Origin of the sequence: Agrobacterium vitis (assembly GCF_014926405.1) — a bacterium.
GTDB classification, from domain to species: domain Bacteria; phylum Pseudomonadota; class Alphaproteobacteria; order Rhizobiales; family Rhizobiaceae; genus Allorhizobium; species Allorhizobium vitis_H.
In genome coordinates this window covers 138,653-157,306 of record NZ_JACXXJ020000005.1, presented here as the reverse complement: position 1 = coordinate 157,306, position 18,654 = coordinate 138,653, and the positions used below count along the sequence as shown (strand labels likewise).

The 18,654-nt window shown below is 58.0% G+C and carries 20 protein-coding genes; 9 read left to right on the top strand and 11 right to left on the bottom strand.

Going from position 1 to position 18,654, the window contains the following annotated elements:
- Positions 1–193: 193 nt before the first annotated feature.
- From IEI95_RS11845 to IEI95_RS11835, 3 genes are all read left to right on the top strand, one after another.
- Positions 194–1,123 carry a LysR family transcriptional regulator gene (locus IEI95_RS11845; RefSeq protein ID WP_015917153.1) on the top strand — a complete coding sequence of 310 codons (930 nt, stop codon included), beginning with the start codon at positions 194–196 and terminating at the stop codon, positions 1,121–1,123.
- 208 nt (positions 1,124–1,331) lie between these two features.
- Complete coding sequence (locus IEI95_RS11840; RefSeq protein ID WP_156533695.1) at positions 1,332–1,991, top strand: DUF1007 family protein; 660 nt, start codon at positions 1,332–1,334, stop codon at positions 1,989–1,991.
- Entirely contained in the window at positions 1,985–3,136 is a 1,152-nt protein-coding gene (locus IEI95_RS11835; protein ID WP_194416472.1) for a nickel/cobalt transporter, read from the top strand. The genes IEI95_RS11840 and IEI95_RS11835 overlap by 7 nt, the downstream gene beginning before the upstream one ends.
- Here the strand turns inward: IEI95_RS11835 and IEI95_RS11830 are convergent.
- The 4 genes from IEI95_RS11830 to IEI95_RS11815 form a co-directional block, all read right to left on the bottom strand.
- Positions 3,118–3,330, bottom strand: a complete 213-nt coding sequence (locus tag IEI95_RS11830) for a hypothetical protein (RefSeq protein WP_015917156.1) — start codon at positions 3,328–3,330, stop codon at positions 3,118–3,120. The two genes, IEI95_RS11835 and IEI95_RS11830, sit on opposite strands and share 19 nt — an antisense overlap.
- Positions 3,327–4,016, bottom strand: a complete 690-nt coding sequence (locus tag IEI95_RS11825; RefSeq protein ID WP_194416471.1) for a GNAT family N-acetyltransferase — start codon at positions 4,014–4,016, stop codon at positions 3,327–3,329. Before IEI95_RS11825 ends, IEI95_RS11830 begins: the two co-directional genes overlap by 4 nt.
- A 94-nt stretch (positions 4,017–4,110) precedes the next feature.
- Entirely contained in the window at positions 4,111–4,815 is a 705-nt protein-coding gene (locus IEI95_RS11820; protein ID WP_156537101.1) for a tellurite resistance TerB family protein, read from the bottom strand.
- 100 nt (positions 4,816–4,915) lie between these two features.
- Positions 4,916–5,554 (bottom strand): 2-dehydro-3-deoxy-phosphogluconate aldolase, encoded by a 639-nt coding sequence (locus IEI95_RS11815; protein ID WP_015917159.1) that lies wholly within the window; start codon positions 5,552–5,554, stop codon positions 4,916–4,918.
- A 159-nt stretch (positions 5,555–5,713) separates the two neighbouring features.
- Between IEI95_RS11815 and IEI95_RS11810 the strand changes: the two genes are divergently transcribed.
- The 5 genes from IEI95_RS11810 to trhO all read left to right on the top strand — a co-directional run bounded on the left by IEI95_RS11810 (position 5,714) and on the right by trhO (position 9,316).
- On the top strand, positions 5,714–6,208 hold the full coding sequence (locus tag IEI95_RS11810) for a CYTH domain-containing protein (RefSeq protein ID WP_015917160.1): 495 nt from the start codon (positions 5,714–5,716) through the stop codon (positions 6,206–6,208).
- Positions 6,186–7,112, top strand: a complete 927-nt coding sequence (locus IEI95_RS11805; RefSeq protein WP_194416470.1) for a CHAD domain-containing protein — start codon at positions 6,186–6,188, stop codon at positions 7,110–7,112. Before IEI95_RS11810 ends, IEI95_RS11805 begins: the two co-directional genes overlap by 23 nt.
- Positions 7,113–7,122: 10 nt before the next feature.
- Positions 7,123–7,821: a helix-turn-helix transcriptional regulator gene (locus IEI95_RS11800; protein WP_156533685.1), complete on the top strand. Its 699-nt coding sequence runs from the start codon at positions 7,123–7,125 to the stop codon at positions 7,819–7,821.
- 96 nt (positions 7,822–7,917) lie between these two features.
- Positions 7,918–8,295, top strand: a complete 378-nt coding sequence (locus IEI95_RS11795; RefSeq protein WP_156533683.1) for a VOC family protein — start codon at positions 7,918–7,920, stop codon at positions 8,293–8,295.
- Between the two features lie 76 nt (positions 8,296–8,371).
- Positions 8,372–9,316 carry an oxygen-dependent tRNA uridine(34) hydroxylase TrhO gene (gene trhO, locus IEI95_RS11790; RefSeq protein ID WP_194416469.1) on the top strand — a complete coding sequence of 315 codons (945 nt, stop codon included), beginning with the start codon at positions 8,372–8,374 and terminating at the stop codon, positions 9,314–9,316.
- 52 nt (positions 9,317–9,368) lie between these two features.
- On the opposite strand, the gene IEI95_RS11785 is transcribed toward trhO, so the two are convergent.
- The 3 genes from IEI95_RS11785 to IEI95_RS11775 all read right to left on the bottom strand — a co-directional run bounded on the left by IEI95_RS11785 (position 9,369) and on the right by IEI95_RS11775 (position 12,061).
- Positions 9,369–10,118: an EAL domain-containing protein gene (locus IEI95_RS11785; RefSeq protein ID WP_194416468.1), complete on the bottom strand. Its 750-nt coding sequence runs from the start codon at positions 10,116–10,118 to the stop codon at positions 9,369–9,371.
- A 113-nt stretch (positions 10,119–10,231) separates the two neighbouring features.
- Positions 10,232–10,567 carry a hypothetical protein gene (locus tag IEI95_RS11780; RefSeq protein ID WP_041698210.1) on the bottom strand — a complete coding sequence of 112 codons (336 nt, stop codon included), beginning with the start codon at positions 10,565–10,567 and terminating at the stop codon, positions 10,232–10,234.
- Positions 10,568–10,687: 120 nt separating this feature from the next.
- Positions 10,688–12,061 (bottom strand): GH1 family beta-glucosidase, encoded by a 1,374-nt coding sequence (locus IEI95_RS11775; RefSeq protein WP_194416467.1) that lies wholly within the window; start codon positions 12,059–12,061, stop codon positions 10,688–10,690.
- A 232-nt stretch (positions 12,062–12,293) separates the two neighbouring features.
- Between IEI95_RS11775 and IEI95_RS11770 the strand changes: the two genes are divergently transcribed.
- On the top strand, positions 12,294–13,268 hold the full coding sequence (locus IEI95_RS11770; protein ID WP_156533678.1) for a phosphotransferase: 975 nt from the start codon (positions 12,294–12,296) through the stop codon (positions 13,266–13,268).
- Between the two features lie 23 nt (positions 13,269–13,291).
- Here IEI95_RS11770 and IEI95_RS11765 read toward each other — a convergent pair whose 3' ends face one another.
- The 4 genes from IEI95_RS11765 to xylB all read right to left on the bottom strand — a co-directional run bounded on the left by IEI95_RS11765 (position 13,292) and on the right by xylB (position 18,634).
- Positions 13,292–14,464: a Gfo/Idh/MocA family protein gene (locus IEI95_RS11765; protein ID WP_194416466.1), complete on the bottom strand. Its 1,173-nt coding sequence runs from the start codon at positions 14,462–14,464 to the stop codon at positions 13,292–13,294.
- 204 nt (positions 14,465–14,668) lie between these two features.
- Positions 14,669–15,721: a sugar phosphate isomerase/epimerase family protein gene (locus tag IEI95_RS11760; RefSeq protein WP_194416465.1), complete on the bottom strand. Its 1,053-nt coding sequence runs from the start codon at positions 15,719–15,721 to the stop codon at positions 14,669–14,671.
- Positions 15,722–15,819: 98 nt separating this feature from the next.
- Positions 15,820–17,127: a xylose isomerase gene (gene xylA / locus IEI95_RS11755; protein WP_194416464.1), complete on the bottom strand. Its 1,308-nt coding sequence runs from the start codon at positions 17,125–17,127 to the stop codon at positions 15,820–15,822.
- A 37-nt stretch (positions 17,128–17,164) separates the two neighbouring features.
- A complete protein-coding gene (xylB, locus tag IEI95_RS11750; protein WP_194416463.1) occupies positions 17,165–18,634 on the bottom strand; it encodes a xylulokinase in 1,470 nt (489 codons plus the stop codon).
- Positions 18,635–18,654: the final 20 nt, after the last annotated feature.

The following is an 18,654-nucleotide window of genomic DNA, read 5'->3' as shown; positions in this document are numbered from 1 at the left end:
CCGATTTCCTCACCACATCGAGGATCGGCGGACACCCACAGGCACGTGCGACTTTGGGCAAGACGGAGATAAGAAAACTCGCCGTCATAATCAAGCGGTTTTTGCAAGCCCGCTTCATTTTTTTATGTGTTTTATTATTGAACGAAGTGAGACTATTGTTCACCACCCATCCAAACAACCCGAAGAGGCCCTCTTGGACACCCTGACCCGCATCCGCGCCTTCATCGATGTCGTTGAAGCGGAAGGCTTTTCTGCCGCCGCCCGCAAGACCGGGCGCTCCAAGGCGCTGCTGTCAAAATATGTCCGCGAGCTGGAGGACGAGTTGGGGGCGCTGCTTCTCAATCGCACCACACGGCAGTTTTCGATGACCGAGGCGGGTCACACCTATTATCGCAGCGCCGCCGACATCCTGAAAGAGATCGACAATCTGGCCGATCTGGTGCGCGAGAACAATGTCGGCATCAGCGGCAAGATTCGCATCACCGTGCCGCGCAGCTTCACCGATGCCGAAGTCGGTCAATCGCTGATCGATTTTGCCCTGCAACATCCCGATCTTTCCATCGAGATCGTTGCCGAAGACCGGTTCGTTGACCTGATCGAGGAAGGCTTCGATTTAGCCATCCGCGTCACCAAACTGGAAGATTCGGGGATGATTGCCCGCAAGCTGGCGGATTTCAGAAGTTATGCCTGCGCCAGCCCGGTTTTTCTGGAGAAATATGGTCCCCTCACCCATCCGCAGGATCTGTCCAAGGTGCCGGTGCTGATCGACACCAATACCCGCGGACACAACAGCCTGCGCCTGCGCCAGCCGGATGGCGAGGCCTTTACCGTGAATATTTCCGGGCCGCTGGAGGTCAATAGCCCCCAGACCACGTTGCGCGGCGCGCTATCGGGCCTCGGCATCGCCCTCTTGCCGGATTTTGTCGCCCGCAGACATATCGAAAGCGGCGCACTGATTTCGATATTTGAGGATTACATGCCCTCCGGCAGCGGGATCTATGCGGTCTACCCGCATCGCCGCTACCTGCCCGCCAAGGTCCGCGCCTTGGTGGACTTCATGCACAATTGGTTCAAGCGCAATGGCACATGCCAGCCCAAGCAAGGAACGCCACCTTCGGAGTGACGACAGGCCGGGCGCCCGTTTCATCTCAGAATGCCCTCTTCACTTTTCCAAGGCAAAAGTCGGCGGCCCTATTTCCGTCCTATTGCTTGGCCACCACAGACCGTGAATATAAATGCGATGCGTCCATGCGACGCCGACAACACAGCGCGTCCTCTATGTTTCCAATGGCTCGCTGTCGCATTCAATATATGCAGCGGTTAGGGCGCAGATGAACATAGCTAGACCTCTTCTTCTCGCCGGTTTTCTTGTTGCAGGCTTTGTGGGCCTGTCGGCGCCCGCGGCTTTTGCCCATCCGCATGTCTTCGTTCAGGCCCGGCTGGAAGTGGTGGCGGGAGCGGACAATACCATCAAGGAATTGCGCAATACCTGGCGATTCGACGAGGTGTTTTCTTCCAGCGTCATGCTGGATTTCGACAAGAACGGCGACCTGAAGCTCGACCATAGCGAGTTGCAGGATATCGCCAATACGATCAGAAGCTCGCTTGGCGACTATGGTTATTTCACCTTCATCAGTGCCAGCGGCGCAACCGTCAACGTCGCCAAGCCGCAGGTGTTCAACGCCGATTATAAAGACAATCAATTGCTGGTGTTCTTTATCGTCAAGCCGGAAAAGCCCATTCCGATCAAGGGCAATCTCAGCTTCGGCGTTCACGATCCGACCCTCTATACCGCCATCGACTTCAAAAAGGATGGCGACATCGTAGAGACCGGCGACGCGCTTAAGAAATGCAAGCGCACCGTGGTCCGGCCCAATCCCGATGACGTGATCAAGCAGAACCAGGCCAGTCTGACCGAAGCCTTTTTCAACGATCCGACCGGCACCGACATGGGCAAGCTGTTTGCAACGAGGCTCGACCTGGCATGTTGACGCCGACGCAATATCGACGGGCTTCAAGCACACCCCTTCTCGTAGCGGTCGCTCTTGCCGCGACACTCACCGCTACACTGGCCCATGCGGGTTCGCCGCTTGGCATCGGCACCGCCGAACCGTCCTTTCAGATGGACGGACCGCTGGCGGGTGTGATGTTGTGGATCAACACCCATCAACAGGCTTTCTACCGGGCGCTGACCGAGGCGTTGCGCGGTATGCGCGACGATCCGCACCAGCTCTGGGTATTAATCGGCCTGTCCTTCGCTTACGGGGTGTTTCATGCCGCAGGCCCCGGCCACGGCAAGGCGGTGATCTCGTCCTATATGGTCGCCAATGAGCTGGAGCTGAAGCGCGGCATCGCCATTTCCATCGCCTCTTCGATTTTGCAGGCCATCGTCGCCATCGTCACGGTGGGTGTGATGTTTCTCGCCCTGCGCGGCAGCGGCATCACACTGACGCGGGCAACCGACGCCATGGAAGCCGCCAGTTTCGCGCTGGTGGTCGCCTTTGGCGTCTGGCTGCTGGTGCGCAAGCTGGGCGAGGTTTTCCGACATCGCCAGCCTGTGCAGGTCCTTGCATTTTCCGGCCGGCGTTCGGGAGAGATCCCATCGGGCGGCGTCACGGCTAGCCTGTTCAATGCGCCACAACCAGCGAATACAAAATCCGCATCGTCTTCAGGAACTGGCCTGCGGTTCCTGGCCGATGTAGCCGAGAGCGACCGTCATATGCCGCGTGAGGGCGAAATCTGCGTGGATTGCGGCCGCAGCCATCTGCCTTCGCCAGCCATGGTCGGTGCCGAGCATTTCAGCGTCAAGGAAGCCTGGTCGGCCATTGTCGCCGTTGGCCTTCGCCCCTGTTCCGGCGCGCTGCTGGTCATGACCTTCGCTATGCTGAACCAGCTCTATCTCGGCGGCATTCTATCGGTCTTCGCCATGGCGGCGGGAACCGCGATCACCGTTTCGGCACTTGCCATCGCTGCCGTCGGTGCCAAGGGTTTGGCGGTGCGGCTGGCGGGCCAAGGCTCCCATACCGCCTACCGCGTCGGCCTTGCCATCGAGATCGGCGGCGCGCTGTTCATCATCCTGGTCGGAAGCCTGCTGCTGGCCGCCTCCCTGCAAGGCTATCACCTGTCATCCGGGTGACGCCGCTGATAGCGAGCCCTGAGCCAGAAGATCAGGAAAAACGATAGCAGCACCAGAGAGCCGACCGCAGCGGCCAGAAGCGGCGAAAATTGCCCGATCCACAGGACCAGATTGGGCAGGAACACCATGGCCAGTCCGAAGCCCAGAATGATCAGGCCAGCGGCAATCGCCGAATTCTTATCGCGCGGGCTCATGGCGCAGTCCTCAAAGCGGCTCGAATATCCTCAAGCCGCTGTTTCTGATGGCCATCGGCATCGAAATTGTCAGGATCAAGCCAGCCGTCGAACCCGGCTTTAACGAGGGGCCAATCGGTATCAATGATCGAGAACCAGGCCGTATCGCGGTTCTTTCCCTTGGAAATCATATGCTGGCGAAACACGCCCTCGAATGTGAAGCCGTAGCGGCGCGCCGTGATCTTGCTCGGCTCGTTGTCATTATGACATTTCCACTCGTAGCGCCGGTAGCCCAGATCCTCGAACACATGTCTCGCCAGAAGATAATGCGCTTCGCTCGACAGCGGTGAGCGTTTCATTGCCGGGCCGTGCGCGACCGATCCAACCTCGACCACGCCGTTTTTTGGATCGGGCCGCATCAGGCTGGCCATGCCAACAATGGACCCATCGGCCTTAGAGCGGAAAATATGAGTAATCAGGCTGCCGCTGGCATTGGCACCCTCCAGCCAGTCACCGAAGACCTCGACACCGGAAAAGTCGTCATTAGGAAAATAGCGCAGCGCCTGGTTAACGGCATCGCCGCCGCCAAGCCCGGACCACAGGGCCGACAGATGCTGCTCGCGGACAAAGGGCTCGACCAGCACATAGCGGCCCTCGAGCCGCACTGGAGCTGGCGCCGCAACGCGATAGGTCTTCAGATCCTGCATGATGCTCCCCTGTTCGTATCACAGGTCAGGATTATGCCAGCCGTAACGGGAAGGCAACGGCGATTTCCGCCGTTGCTTTTGTTGGGCGTCAGTCTCAGACAGCCGGCGTCTCGACCTTGGCCGCAGCCACCGTCGCCTCAATATGGTCGATCAACCCATCGGCAAGCCCAAGGCGTCCAGCCAGAAGGTCAAGATAGCCGCGCTCGGCGCGGGTATCGGGATCGATGGTCAAACGCGAGGCCGTATAGAGCTCGACCTTCTGCTCCTCGGTGCGGGCAGCAGCCACCAGCGCATCGAGATCGGTCGGGTTGTCCAGTTCTGCACGAATAAAGGCCTCCGCCTCATCGCCGAGTTCCTCGACATGCAGTTTTTCCATGATATTGGCGCGCTCGCCTTCGTCGATATGGCCATCGGCCTTCGCCGCGGCGATCATCGCCTTGATCAGGGTGAGCGCGAAATCATTGCTGAACGAGGTTGCCGGATCAAAGCCGGAATTTTCCGGTGGGGCGGGCAGTTCCGGCAGGGCGCGCAACTCTTCCGGGGCCTTGCCGGACTGGTAATTGCGATAGGCGCGGTAGCCGAGACCGGCTACCAGCGCCAGGCCGCCAACCTTCAGCGCGCCTCCGGCCAGCGACCGTCCGGTCTTGGTGCCGAGCAGCACGGAGACCAGCGCGCCGGTCTTCCAGGGATTGGACTTGGCATAGCTTGCGGCGTCATCACCCCTCTTGCGAACAGAACCGCCGATGCCCGGGATCTGCGATCCCAGAAACTGCGTGAGGAGCTTTTTGGCGTCGATCATTCTCTTCTCCCTAATATTTCAGCTAGAAGAGAGATAGGAACGCCCGCGCCCTTTCCCAAGACGCGGGCGTCAAATTACGACATATGCCGCCGCTTGTAGTTCAGCCTTTCAGCGCGCAGGCCTCAACGGCCAGCTTGGTAATGCCGGCCCAATCGCCCGCAGCGACCAGTTCTTTAGGCGCCACCCAGGAGCCGCCGACGCAGACGACGTTTGGCAGCGACAGATAATCCCTGGCATTCTTCAGTGAAATGCCGCCTGTCGGGCAAAACAGCGTGCCTGCCAGCGGCGAGGACAGCGATTTCAGATAGGCCGCCCCCCCCGCCTGTTCGGCGGGGAAGAATTTTAGCACTTCATAGCCCTTTTCGCGCAGGGTCATCACTTCGCTGGCCGTGGCCGCACCCGGCAGCAGTGGCACATCGGACCCGGCGGCAGCCGCCAGCAATTCCGGCGTCGTGCCGGGGCTGACGATGAACTGCGACCCGGCTTTCAGCGCAGCTTCGAAATGGGCAGGGTTGAGAATGGTCCCGGCACCGGCCACAGCCCCTTCGACCTCGGCGGCCACCCGCGAAATCGCTTCCAGCGCGGCTGGCGTGCGCATGGTGATTTCGATGGCTTTCAGCCCACCGGCCACCAGCGCCCGGGCCAGCGGCACGGCGGTTTCGACGTCGTCGATGATCAGCACGGGAACAACTGGCTGAAGCTTGAGCACCGCCAACAATCTGTCAGTCTTCGCAGTCATGAACATACCTTTCAAACGATTAGATGCTCCTGATTAGCGCGTGAAAACTGCCCTGTCGAGGCAAATGCGCGCAGCAGCAATTCAAGGATCGATGGAACTATTGTCAAACCGGCGTCATACTATAGAGTGAAATCGATTTTAACGTGACGGAAAGCAGCCATGGCAAAGGAAATCGAAAGAAAATTCCTGGTCCGCACAGACACTTGGCGTCAGCATGTCAGCAAATCCAGCAGCTTTCAGCAGGGATATATCCTGTCGGGGGCAGATCGTTCCGTGCGCATCCGCATCCGCGACCGGGCCGATGCGCTGCTGACCATCAAGATTGGTCATGTTGGCCTCAGCCGCGATGAATTCGAATATGAAATCCCGCTCGCCGACGGGCTGGAAATGATCGACAAAGCCCAGGGCAACGTCATCGAAAAAACCCGCTACAATGTTGAATATGGCGGCTATCTCTGGGAAGTCGATGTCTTCGCTGGCGCGCATGCCGGGCTTGTGGTGGCCGAGGTCGAACTTGAAAATGACTGCGAAGACCCACCGCTGCCGCCTTGGGTCGGACGGGAAGTCACCGGCGACGGGCGCTATTCCAACCAATGGCTGGCAACCTCGACGCCACAGACGGAAAGGCGCAATGGCCTATCGCTTAAGGCCTGACCTGAAGACAGGCACCGCCATTGCCGGGATGCTGGGCGCGCTTTTGCAGGCTGCCGCAGCCGATCTTGATAGGGGCGCCGAAGCCCAGGCCGACGAGCGGGATCGGGCCGTTCATCTTGCGCGCCGCAAACTGAAGCGCGCCAGAGCTCTCTACCGGCTGATCGCCCCGGCCATTGCCGATCTGCGTCGCCGTGAAAACCGGCGGCTAGGCGATATTGCCCGCAGCCTTTCAGCACTTCGCGACGCTGCCGCATTGCTGGAAAGTGTCGAGGCGCTTCAAGAAGCAACCCTGAGCGATGAAGAAGCCGATGCCCTGCAACAGGCGTGGTCACTCCTGTCCAATCGCCATGAACGGCTGTCGGCCAGTCTGGAGGCAGGCCAGAGCGCAGTGATGCGCGATGCGGCAGACGGCTGCCGTGAGGCGGCAGATGTCGCCATGGGGATTGAGTTCAACGACCGGCCCGCCAAGGTCGCCCGGATATTTGCCAAGGCCTGGGCCAAGACCTTCAAGCGCGCTGAAGCAGCCATTGCAGCCTGCCGCGAGGGCAGCGAGGCCGAAAGCTACCATGCGCTGCGCAAGGCCACCCAGACCTATTGGATGCATTTGTCCTTGCTGCGCGATCTCTGGCCGAGCGCCATCGAGTTGAAACGCGGTGCCGCCAAACAACTGGCCGATCTGCTGGGCCATGAAAACGACCTTTCGGTGCTGACCTCGGTGCTGGATGAAGACTCAAGCCTGTTTGCTGGCGGCGAAACTTTGTCCCATCTGCTCGCCATCATCATCCGCCAGCAACAAGCCCTGCGTCGGCAAGCACTTGAGGTGGCGGATGCATTGTTTGCCGATGGCCCCGACCTTGAACCGGCCGTCATCGAGGCGCTATGGCTGCGGGCCGCAGCGCAATAGGCGACAGTTGATGACCCGGTCCGAGCGTCTTCTTTCCCTGCTGCAAATCCTACGGCGCTATCGCCGCCCGGTGACCGGACAGGTGTTGGCCGAAGAACTGGGCGTCTCCATCCGCACGCTCTACCGCGACATCGCCACGCTCCAGAGCCAGGGCGCCGGTATCGAGGGAGAGGCCGGTCTTGGCTATGTGCTGCGTCCGGGCTACATGCTGCCACCCCTGATGTTCAGCCCACAGGAAATCGAAGCGCTGGTGCTTGGTTCCCGCTTTGTCGCACAACGAACCGACCAGCATCTGGCCTTTGCCGCCCGCGACGCCCTGGCGAAAATCACCGCTGTGCTGCCCGACGAACTTCGCCGCAGCCTTGAGGATAATAGCCTGCTGGTCGGACCAAGCGATAAAGCGGCGGGGCAGCTTCCGGCCGATCTCAGCCCATATCGGCAAGCGATCCGCGCAGAACATGTGCTGCATATCGTCTACCGGGATGAAAAAGGGGTGGCGAGCAACCGCGATATCTGGCCCTTCGCCCTGACATTCTTTGAAGGCGCACGGATCTTGCTGGCATGGTGTACGCTGCGCGATGACTTCAGACATTTTCGCTGCGACCGCATTGGAGAGTGCAAGACACTTGCCCTGCGCTATCCAGTGCGTCGGGCTAGCCTGCTGAAACGATGGCGCGAGCATAACAGCATTCCAGATCGGATTTTTTAGGGCGTCAGACAAAAGAGCAGAGCTATCAACACTCCTGCCATTTTTTGGCAGCAGGCTGGGTTACAAACCGGGCGTCAACCTGAAGGAGACGCTCCCATGACAACCACCTCGACCCCGAAAATGACCATTCTTTACGTCGACGCACCCGAGACAAGCGCCCATTTCTATCAGCAGGTCTTCGGTCTTGCGCCTGTCGAATTATCGGCGACATTTGCCATGTTCGCGCTGCCGGGCGGGTTCATTCTCGGCCTCTGGTCCCGCCACACCGTTGAGCCTGCGGCAAGCATCGCAGGCGGTGGCTGCGAACTGGCGATCCGGGCCGATACGGCTGCGGATGTCGATGATCTCCACTCGCAATGGCAAGCGCTTGGCGTGCCCATGCTGCAAGCACCGACCGATATGGAGTTCGGGCGGACTTTCCTCGCCACCGATCCAGACGGCCATCGGATTCGCGTCTTCAACCCACCGGCATGACTTGACGAAACTCAAAGCGCGATACGCCTGCTGAAATTCGTTGATTCCCGGCGGCATTGGCAGTATTTCGCACGCCATGACAGACGATCTTCAAAATCTTCACCATGAAGAGGGCGGCGCATTCTGTGTGGCCGCGCTCTATCATTTTGCGTCCTTCGCGCGGTTCGAAAGCTTCCGCGAGCCGCTTGATGCGCTCTGCAAGGCGCAGGGCGTCAAGGGTACGTTGCTTTTGGCCCATGAAGGCATCAATGGCACGATTGCCGGCACGGATGCGGGCATTGCCACGGTGCTGGCCTATCTGCGCGCCCAGCCGGAATTTTCCAGCCTTGAGCACAAGGAAAGCCGGGCGTCGAAAATGCCGTTCGTGCGCATGAAAGTGAAGCTGAAAAAAGAGATCGTCACGATGGGGGTCGAGGATATCGACCCAAACAAGATCGTTGGCACCTATGTTGATCCCAAGGACTGGAACACGCTGATTTCCGATCCGGACACCATCGTCATCGACACCCGCAACGATTACGAGACCGCCATCGGCATATTCCGGGGTGCAGTTGACCCCAATACCAAAACCTTCCGCGAATTTCCCGATTGGGTGAAAAACAATCCCGGCCTGCATAACAAGCCGAAAATCGCCATGTATTGCACCGGCGGCATCCGCTGCGAAAAGGCCACGGCCTTCATGAAGCAACAAGGCTTCGAAGAGGTCTACCATCTGAAGGGCGGTATCCTGAAATATCTGGAAAACGTGCCGGAGGAAGAAAGCCTTTGGGACGGTGCCTGTTTCGTGTTCGATGAGCGCGTGTCCGTGACCCACGGATTGAAGGAGGGCGACCACCAACTCTGCCACGCCTGCCGCAATCCGATCACCCCGGAAGAATTGACCTCGCCCTATTACGAGGCTGGTGTATCGTGCAGCCATTGCTATGAGACCCGCACAGAAGAAGACCGGGATCGCTACCGTCAACGCCAGAAACAGATTGCGCTGGCCAAGCAGCGCGGCGAACGGCATATCGGCGGCTGATCCGGGATCTGTGAGGCAGCGCTTGCCGCCACACGTCCAGGCATAAGGACTGTCACGACAGGAGCGCAAGATCCGGTTGATCGAACCGTTCAAACGCTGGGCGGGCGAGAAGATAGCCCTGAATATAGGGCACGCCCATATCCTTCAGCACATCCAGCTCTTCCTTGGTCTCGACCCCTTCACACAGGGGAAGAATGCCGAACTCCGTCAACATCGCCAGCGTATGGCGCAACACGATCCGCTTGGCGCGATCCTGATCGATACCGCGCACCAGTTCCATATCCAGCTTGACGATATCGGGCTGAAATTTCGCCAGAAGCGTCAGCCCGGCATGGCCCGCGCCAAAATCGTCAATCGCCGTCTTGAAGCCAATGCTGCGATAGGTTTTCAGAATGTTGAGCAGATGATCGGTATCGATCCGCTCGTTTTCGGTAAATTCAAACAGAATCCGATCCAGGGGAAAACCGACCCGTTCAGCCGTATTCAGCGTCAGACGAATACAGGCGCGCGGCTCATAAACGGCATTGGGCATGAAATTGATGGACAGCTTTGCCGTTGACGTCTCCGGTAGCAAGGACGCCGCCAGTTCAATGGCCTTAACTCGACAGTTTTGATCAAAGGCATAGCGATTTTGCATATTGATACCGGCCATGACCGTGGCGGCACCGGCACCGTCCGTGCCACGCACCAGCGCTTCATACCCAAACACAGCGCTAGTTCGGACATCAACAATTGGCTGAAATGCCATGGAAAACGGGAGGTCGAACGCCGTCCCGTCCCGGCAACTTTCACATGCCGTCATCCAGATCTCCCGTTTAAAACTCAGAGCAATTCTATTCTGAAATATTGAAGAATTCACTTCTGCTAAAAAATCCGGAAAATACGGTGGGAATGAGGGCGCGACTATACCAATCGCTATTTCCGATGCTGTTTCTTGATCGTATCGATTTCGTACATAAGCGCCCGAAAGGCGATGATCGCCTCGTTGTCAGCAAGTTTTTCATCCAGGACCAGCGGTTCCAGCTGTTTGATCACCACGCGCAGAGCGTCCTCAATGCGGCCAAGCTGCTTGCCGTAGCTGGCCACATTCATCAATATATCCTTCTCGGCCTCGGGATTGGTCGAGGGGCCGACATCGATATTGAACGTGACCAGACTGGCCTGCCCGACCTGGGTCGGACTATAGACCCAGGTCCATGGATTGATCGCCTGAGTGACATTGCCTGACAGCGGCAGCTGTACCCGTCCCATATGCATTCCCCCCTTTTGATAACCACAACCTGAGAGGGAAGTTTGCCGTGTTGCGGCGCAATAAGCAAGAGCGCGACCACGCAAGAACGAGGGGGCCAGAAACGAGGCGGCAGAATGGCCTCATTCGGCGCTGTGGTTGCCCTTGGGAAATTCGGCTGCCAGCGCGCTATACCATTTGCCGCTGTTCTTCAGCGTGCGAACCTGCGTGCCATAATCGACATGCACGAGGCCGAACCGCATGCGGTAGCCCTCGGCCCATTCAAAATTATCCATCAGGCTCCAGGCGAAATAGCCCTTCATGGGGATGCCCTCGGCAATCAGATCGGCAACCACGCCCAGATGTTCGGCGTAATAATCCAGCCGTGGCTGGTCATCCACCACGCCCTCGGCCACCTCCATATTATAGCAGGCACCGTTTTCGGTGATGTAGCAGACCGGCAGCGTGTAGCGGTCGTAAAGCCCTTCCACCAGCGACTTCAGCGCCGGGGCATAGACTTCCCAGCCGATATCGGTCTTGACTGATGAGACCGGCGGCGTATCCACCGTGGCGGGGAACTCGGCGCCCTTAGCCGGATTGTCGGCAACCCGCATCGGCGTGTAATAATTCAGGCCCCACCAGTCGAGTTTCTGGGAGATAATGTCAAGATCGCCATCCTCGATGACAGGCATGCGGTTGCCAAGCGAGGCCATGAATTCTGCCGGATATTCGCCCTTGAAGACCGGATCGAAGAAAGCGCCATTGTGAAACTGATGGGCGCGTTCAGCGGCGGCCAGATCAGCCGAACTCTGCGAGCCGGGGATGACCGAATGGGCATTCAGCACCAGACCCGCAGGCACATGCGGCGCGACTTGCCTGATGGCATCAATGCCCAGCCCATGGGCGAGATTGGTATAGTGCAAGGCATGCAGGGCCGCATCCATATTCCGCTCGCCCGGCGCATGAACGCCGTAGAGATGGCTGAGCCAGACCGAGCACCACGGCTCGTTGAAGGTCGCCACGGCATCCAGCCTGTCACCCAGCCGCGCCATCACCAGCTTGGCATAGCGCTGGAAGGCATAGGCCGTGGAGCGCGCCGTCCAGCCGCCATCGCCCATCAGCGCCAACGGCAGATCCCAATGGTAGAGCGTCGCGTAGGCTTTGATGCCGCGATCCTTCAACCCATCGACCAGCTTGTCGTAAAAATCCAACCCCGCCTCATTCACCCGACCGGTGCCTTCAGGAATAATGCGCGGCCAGGCAATGGAAAAGCGATAGGCGGAAACACCCATCTCCTGGATCAGGTCGAGATCCTGTTCCCAGCGATTGTAATGATCGCAAGCCACATCGCCATTATGGCGTTCGAAAACCCGGCCCGGCATATTGGCAAACGCATCCCAGATGCAGGGCTTGCGCCCATCCGCCTTGGTGGCACCTTCAATCTGGTAGGCGGCAGTGGCCACACCAAACAGGAAATCACCGGGGAAGCGGGCGGCAAGGGCTTTCGGGTCGGTCATCGGGAACTCCCGTTAGTGTCAGTTAACGGCGTGACTCGCCGTACCACTTCTGCGGTCAAAGCGATTTAACCCAACAGCACGATGGGGGAAAGATGTGAGAAATTAAAAACGAGTTTGACAAAAAACATACTAATGCGTGACGTCATTTGGACTGATCCTAATATTATGCACGTCACAGAACCGATACAAAGATCGGTGATATTAATAGGCACATTAAAAAGCACCTCAGGCTATGATGAATAGAAAATTCATAAGTGATGAAAACGATATTACGACTGATTGGCTCAGCACAATTTTAAAGCGCGACGTAGTCTCATTTCTTGCCGAGGCCGATCAAAGCAATTGGTCAAAACAGATACGTATTCTGGTCGAATTAGCTACCGGCGAACAGAAAAATCTGAGACTCAAAATTTGCCTCGGTGAAAATTTTGGACCTTCTGAGGTCGAATATTATACGCGGGATTACGTAAATCTTGAGAGCGCTCCTCTTGTGCATTGCTGGAGCGCTCGTTTTTATAAGTCGCTTGGTTACAATATATTGCTGGACGATCTCGCAACGACACACACAAACCGTCGAGATATATTGCCAAGCCTTGAGTATGGAATGGCAATAGCTGAGGCACTGGGGCAAATGCACCGCCATCACTGGCAATCTCAGCCCGCCCCATCTTCCAAAGCAATCAACCGGTATTTTAACGAGATAGAACCCGGCGTTGCGCCCATGGAACATGTCACGGGTCAAGTGTTTACTAATCGTTACGGCATTCATAAGAAGCATTTACAACAACGCCTTTCAGACTTTCGAGGCATGAGTCTGCTCCACGGCGACCTTAACTCAATGAATATATTGACACCCCAGTCGGCTGAAAAACCGGTATATTTCATCGACAGGCAACCGTTTGAATGGTCACTAACATACTCTATAGCAGTCTATGATCTGGCCTATTGTCTTGTATTGTGGTGGCCCGAACATATTCGAGCCACCTATGAAGCAAAAATCCTGCGCCATTGGTATGAGCAAATAGGTGATGATACTTATACCTGGTATCAAACTATCGCAGATTGGAGACTGGCGGTAGAACAATGCATCCATGTTCCAATGGAATGGTGTTCCAAGTCAGAAACCGTCGAGAAAATGCGGTGGCTTTGGGAGATTCAGCTTAAGCGTGTTAATTCTTCAATTGAAAGCTCCAGGCACATTAAATGAAGATAAGCGATCTTTAACCGTATCTAAACCCTCACCCAGGCCCCATTTTGCTTCGAAGACTCGATACACGCCGTCACAAAGGTCACGCCCTTCACCCCATCATCGACAGTCGGATAAACCACATCAGGATCAACCGCCGCACCCGTTCGCGCGGCAAGGATCGCCTGGGCCGCCTCGGAATAGATGGTCGCAAAAGCTTCGAGATAGCCTTCGGGATGGCCGCCGGGAATGCGGGTGACGCGGGCAGCTGCCCCGCCAGCACCGGCACCGCCGCGGGTGATCAGTTGTTTGGGCTCGCCGAGCTTGGTGTACCAGAGATAGTTCGGATCGGCCTGCGTCCACTCGATCCCGGCCTTGGTGCCGTAGATGCGGACCTTCAAACCGTTTTCATTGCCGGTGGCCACCTGGCTGCACCAGAGCAAGCCTTTGGCCCCGCCTTGGAAGCGCAGCATCACATGGGCATTGTCATCCAGCCTGCGGCCTTCGACAAAGGTATGTACATCGGCAGCGAGTTCCTCCAGTTCCAGCCCGGAAATGAAGCTGCCGAGGTTGTAGGCGTGGGTGCCGATATCGCCGGTGGAGCCGCCGACGCCGGATTGGGCCGGGTCGGTGCGCCAGACGGCCTGCTTGGCGCCGGTCTGCTCTACCGGTTCCGCCAGCCAATCCTGCGGATATTCCATCTGCACCAGCCTGATCTCGCCCAGTTCGCCATTTTGCACCAGTTCGCGGGCATGGCGCACCATGGGATAGCCGGTGTAATTGTGGGTGAGGATGAACAGGGCCTTGGCCTTGTCGGCAACCTCTTTCAGCTTTTTGGCATCCTCGAGATTGGAGGTCAGCGGCTTGTCGCAGATCACATGGATGCCGCGTTCCAGAAAGGCTTTCGCCGCCGGGTAATGCATGTGATTGGGCGTGACGATAGACACCGCCTCGATCCCATCCGGGCGCGCGGCCTCGCTCGAAGCCATTTCTTCAAATGATCCATAGCAGCGGGTGGGATCGAGCCCCAGATCCCGGCCAGAAGCCAGGGATTTTTCCGGCGTCGAGGATAAGGCCCCCGCCACTAGATCATACTGGTCGTCGAGCCTTGCCGCCATGCGGTGGACCGCACCGATAAACGCGCCCTGCCCGCCGCCCACCATGCCGAGGCGGATTTTTGGGGCGCGCGGCTCGGATTTGCTTGCTTCGATTGTCATTGGAATTTCCTCCTCAAGATTCGTAGAACTCGGGGTACCCCCCTCTGTCACTCCCGTGACATCTCCCCCTCAAGGGGGGAGATAGGCCGCAAACCTTGCTATTTTGATCATCAAGTCGCCGACATCTCACCACTCGATCTCCCCCCTTGAGGGGGAGATGCCCGGCAGGGCAAAGGGGGGTATCGCCGCGAATGAAAAGGATATTTACAGTCCCAGCATCCGCCGGTTGGCCGCATCATCCGTGCCGCTGGCGGCGAAATCGTCAAAGGCGTGCTCCGTCACCCTGATAATATGGGCCTTAACGAATTCGGCCCCTTCGCGCGCACCATCTTCCGGGTGTTTCAAGGCGCATTCCCACTCGACCACGGCCCAGCCTTCGAAATCATTGGCAGCCATTTTCGAGAAAATTGCGCCGAAATCCACCTGGCCGTCACCCGGCGACCGGAAGCGGCCTGCACGGTTGACCCAGGATTGATAGCCGCCGTAAACGCCCTGCCGGCCATTCGGATTGAACTCGGCATCCTTGACGTGAAACATCTTGATCCGGTCTTTGTAGATGTCGATATTGTCGAGATAATCGAGGCATTGCAGCACGTAATGCGAGGGATCATAGAGCATGTTGGCGCGGGAATGGTTCTTCACCCGCTCCAGAAACATCTCGAAGGTCACGCCATCATGCAGGTCTTCGCCGGGATGGATCTCGTAGCACACATCGACGCCCTGCTCGTCGGCATAGTCGAGAATGGGCAGCCAGCGTTTGGCCAGTTCGTCAAAAGCCGTCTCAACCAAGCCTGCCGGACGCTGCGGCCATGGGTAGATAAACGGCCAGGCCAGCGCCCCGGAAAAAGTGGCATGTGCCTTGATGCCCAGATGGCGTGAAGCTTTCAGCGCGTATTTTACCTGTTGCACAGCCCATTCCTGCCGGGCTTTCGGGTTGCCACGCACTTCGGGGGCAGCAAAGCCGTCAAACGCTTCATCATAGGCCGGATGCACCGCCACCAGCTGTCCCTGTAGATGGGTGGAAAGCTCGGTAATCTCGACGCCATTGGCGCGGGCGATACCGGCCAGTTCGTCACAATAATCCTTGGATTCGGCGGCCTTTTTCAGGTCGATCAACTGGCTGGCCCAAGTGGGAACCTGCACACCAAGATAGCCTTTGTCAGCGGCCCATTTGGTAATCGCATCCCATGAATTGAAGGGCGCGGCATCACCGGCAAACTGGCCCAAAAACAAGGCAGGGCCTTTAATCGTCTTCATAAACATCTCCTCCAAAATGATACTGAAACGTTGCAGTTTATCTATCAAAGAAAACTGACAGGGAAAACCTCCATTTCCCTGGCAGTGCATCAAAGCGATCAAACGTAGCGATTGACGACGTTTTCCAGCAATTCCTGCTGGCCGGACACCGGCTGTGGATTGATGTTTTCGCCTTCAACCCGGGCCGCAATACTCTCCAGCGTGCCACTGGCCAGCATGGCCTTTGCACCTTCACTGTTCCAGCCTGCATAGCGGTTGGCGAGTGGTGCCGACAGCGCCTTGTCTTCAACCATTTTCGCCGCTGCCTTCAGGCCACGGGCGCAGCAATCCATACCACCGATATGGCCGATCAGCAGATCCGCCGGATCGATGGACTGGCGGCGCAGCTTGCTATCGAAATTGGTGCCGCCAGAGGTAAAGCCGCCCGCCTGCAGAACCTGATAATAGGCCAGCGCCATTTCCGGCACATTGTTGGGGAACTGGTCGGTATCCCAGCCGGATTGATAGTCGTTGCGGTTCATGTCGATGGAGCCGAAAATGCCCAGCGCGTTGGCCAGTGCCAATTCATGCTCGAATGTATGACCAGCCAGAATGGCATGGCCCTGCTCGATGTTCACCTTCACTTCCTTCTCCAGACCGTAAGTCTTGAGGAAGCCGTAGACGGTGGCCACATCATAATCATACTGATGCTTGGAAGGCTCCTGCGGCTTCGGCTCGATCAGGATGGCGCCCTTGAAGCCGATCTTGTGCTTGTATTCCACCACCATGTTGAGGAAACGGCCCATATGGTCGAGTTCCTGCTTCAGGTCAGTGTTGAGCAGGGTTTCATAGCCTTCACGACCACCCCACAGCACGTAGTTTTCGCCACCCAACTTCTGCGTGGCATCCAGGCAGGTCTTCACCGTGGCTGCGGCAAAGGCAAAGACGTCAGGGTCGGGATTGGTGGCTGCACCCGACATATAGCGGCGATGCGAGAACATATTGGCCGTGCCCCACAGCAGCTTGACGCCGGTATCGGCCTGCTTCTGGGCAAAATAATCGACAATCTCATCGAGATTTTTGGTGTTTTCGGCAAAGGACGCGCCTTCGGGACGCGCATCCGCATCGTGGAAGCAGTAGTAAGGCGTGCCGAGCAGCTGGAAGAATTCAAAAGCCACATCGGCCTTCAGCTTGGCAGCCTCCATCGAATCCTTGAACCATGGACGTTCAAACGTATTGCCGCCGAACGGGTCGGTGCCCGGCCATACGAAGGTGTGCCAATAGGCCACGGCAAAACGCAGATGGTCTTCCATCCGCTTGCCCATCACCACTTCATCGGGGTTATAATGGCGGAAGGCCAGCGGATTGGTGCTGTCAGGGCCTTCATATTTGATCTTGGTGATTTCGCCGAAAAAGCCTGTGCTCATGGGTTTTCCTCCTGATGTTAAACGTTTTCTGTGGTTTTTAATGGGCCAGCTTGACGGGGCCCAATTGCTTGATGGCCGGATAGAGCGCGCGGTAGCGCTGATAGGCGTCCTCGTAACCGTCGCGCAAAGCCGTCACCGGCTCGATGGTTGCTTCCGTCGGTGGTGCAGAGCAAACGGCAAGCGGATCGGCACCGGTTGCGGCAATCAACCCCAGACGGGCCGCACCAAAGGCAGCGCCAAAGTCACCATCGGCTGGAATATCGACGGGAATGCCAAGCGTGGTGGCAATCGATGCCAGCCAATAGCGCGAGCGCGAGCCGCCACCAATCGCAGTCACCCGCGACAGTGAGGTTCCCGCCGACTTCAGCGCTTCAAGACTGTCCCTGATGGCGAAGGACACGCCTTCCAGCACCGACTGAGTCAGAACAGCACGGCTGGATTCGTGACCAAGTCCAATGAAGGCACCGCGAATGGCAGCATCGTTATGGGGCGTGCGTTCGCCGGAGAGATAAGGCAGGAAGGTGACCCCGGTCGGGGCCTTCAGCTCCTCGCCAAGCTCATGGGTCAGGTCTCCGGCAGGCTTGCCGCTAATACCGGAATACCAGTTCAGCGCATCCGTTGCCGATAGGATCACCCCCATCTGATGCCAGGTCTTGGGAAGCGCGTGGCAAAAGGCATGCACGGCGCTTTCCGGCTTTGGCAGATAGGAGGCATTGGCAGCAAACAACACACCGGACGTGCCAAGCGAAACGAAAGCGTGGCCTTCCGCCACCGTGCCCATGCCGCAAGCAGACGCCGCATTGTCCCCCGCCCCGCCTGCAATGATGACACCGGCAGCCATGCCCCAGTCCGTCGCCAGCTCGGCTCGCAGCCGGCCTGCCTCGGCAGTGCCTTCGACCAGTCCGGGCATGTGTTGCTCGCCGAGATCAGTGGCGGCGAGCAGTTCGCTCGACCAGGCGCGCTTGCCGGTGTCGAGCCAGGAGGTACCGGCCGAATCCGACATCTCCGACAGATATTCACCCGTCAGCCAGAGCCGCAGATAATCCTTGGGCAGCAGCACTTTCGCCACCCGGCCAAAAATCTCCGGTTCGTTATCCCTCACCCAGGCCAGTTTCGGCGCGGTAAAGCCTGGAAAGACGATATTGCCGGTCAGCGCGCGAAAACGCGGATCGGCATCCAGTGCTGCGGCTTGTTTGAAGGAGCGGGTGTCGTTCCACAGAATGCAGGGCCGCAAGACGTCACCTTGGGCATCGATCAGCGTTGCCCCATGCATATGGCCGGAAAGACCGATGCCTTTGACGGCCGCAAGCTCACGGGAAAACTGCGCTTTCAGGCCGGCAATGGCCTCCTGCGTTGCCCTGATCCAATCCGCTGGCGCCTGTTCAGACCAGCCGGAATGCGGGCGAGAGACGGTTAGCGCGCCATTGGCCGAGCCAATCACCGTCTGGTCCGCGTCGATCAACATCGCCTTGACGCCCGACGTGCCGAGATCCAATCCGAGATACATGAGAAGCCTCCCTATTCTGC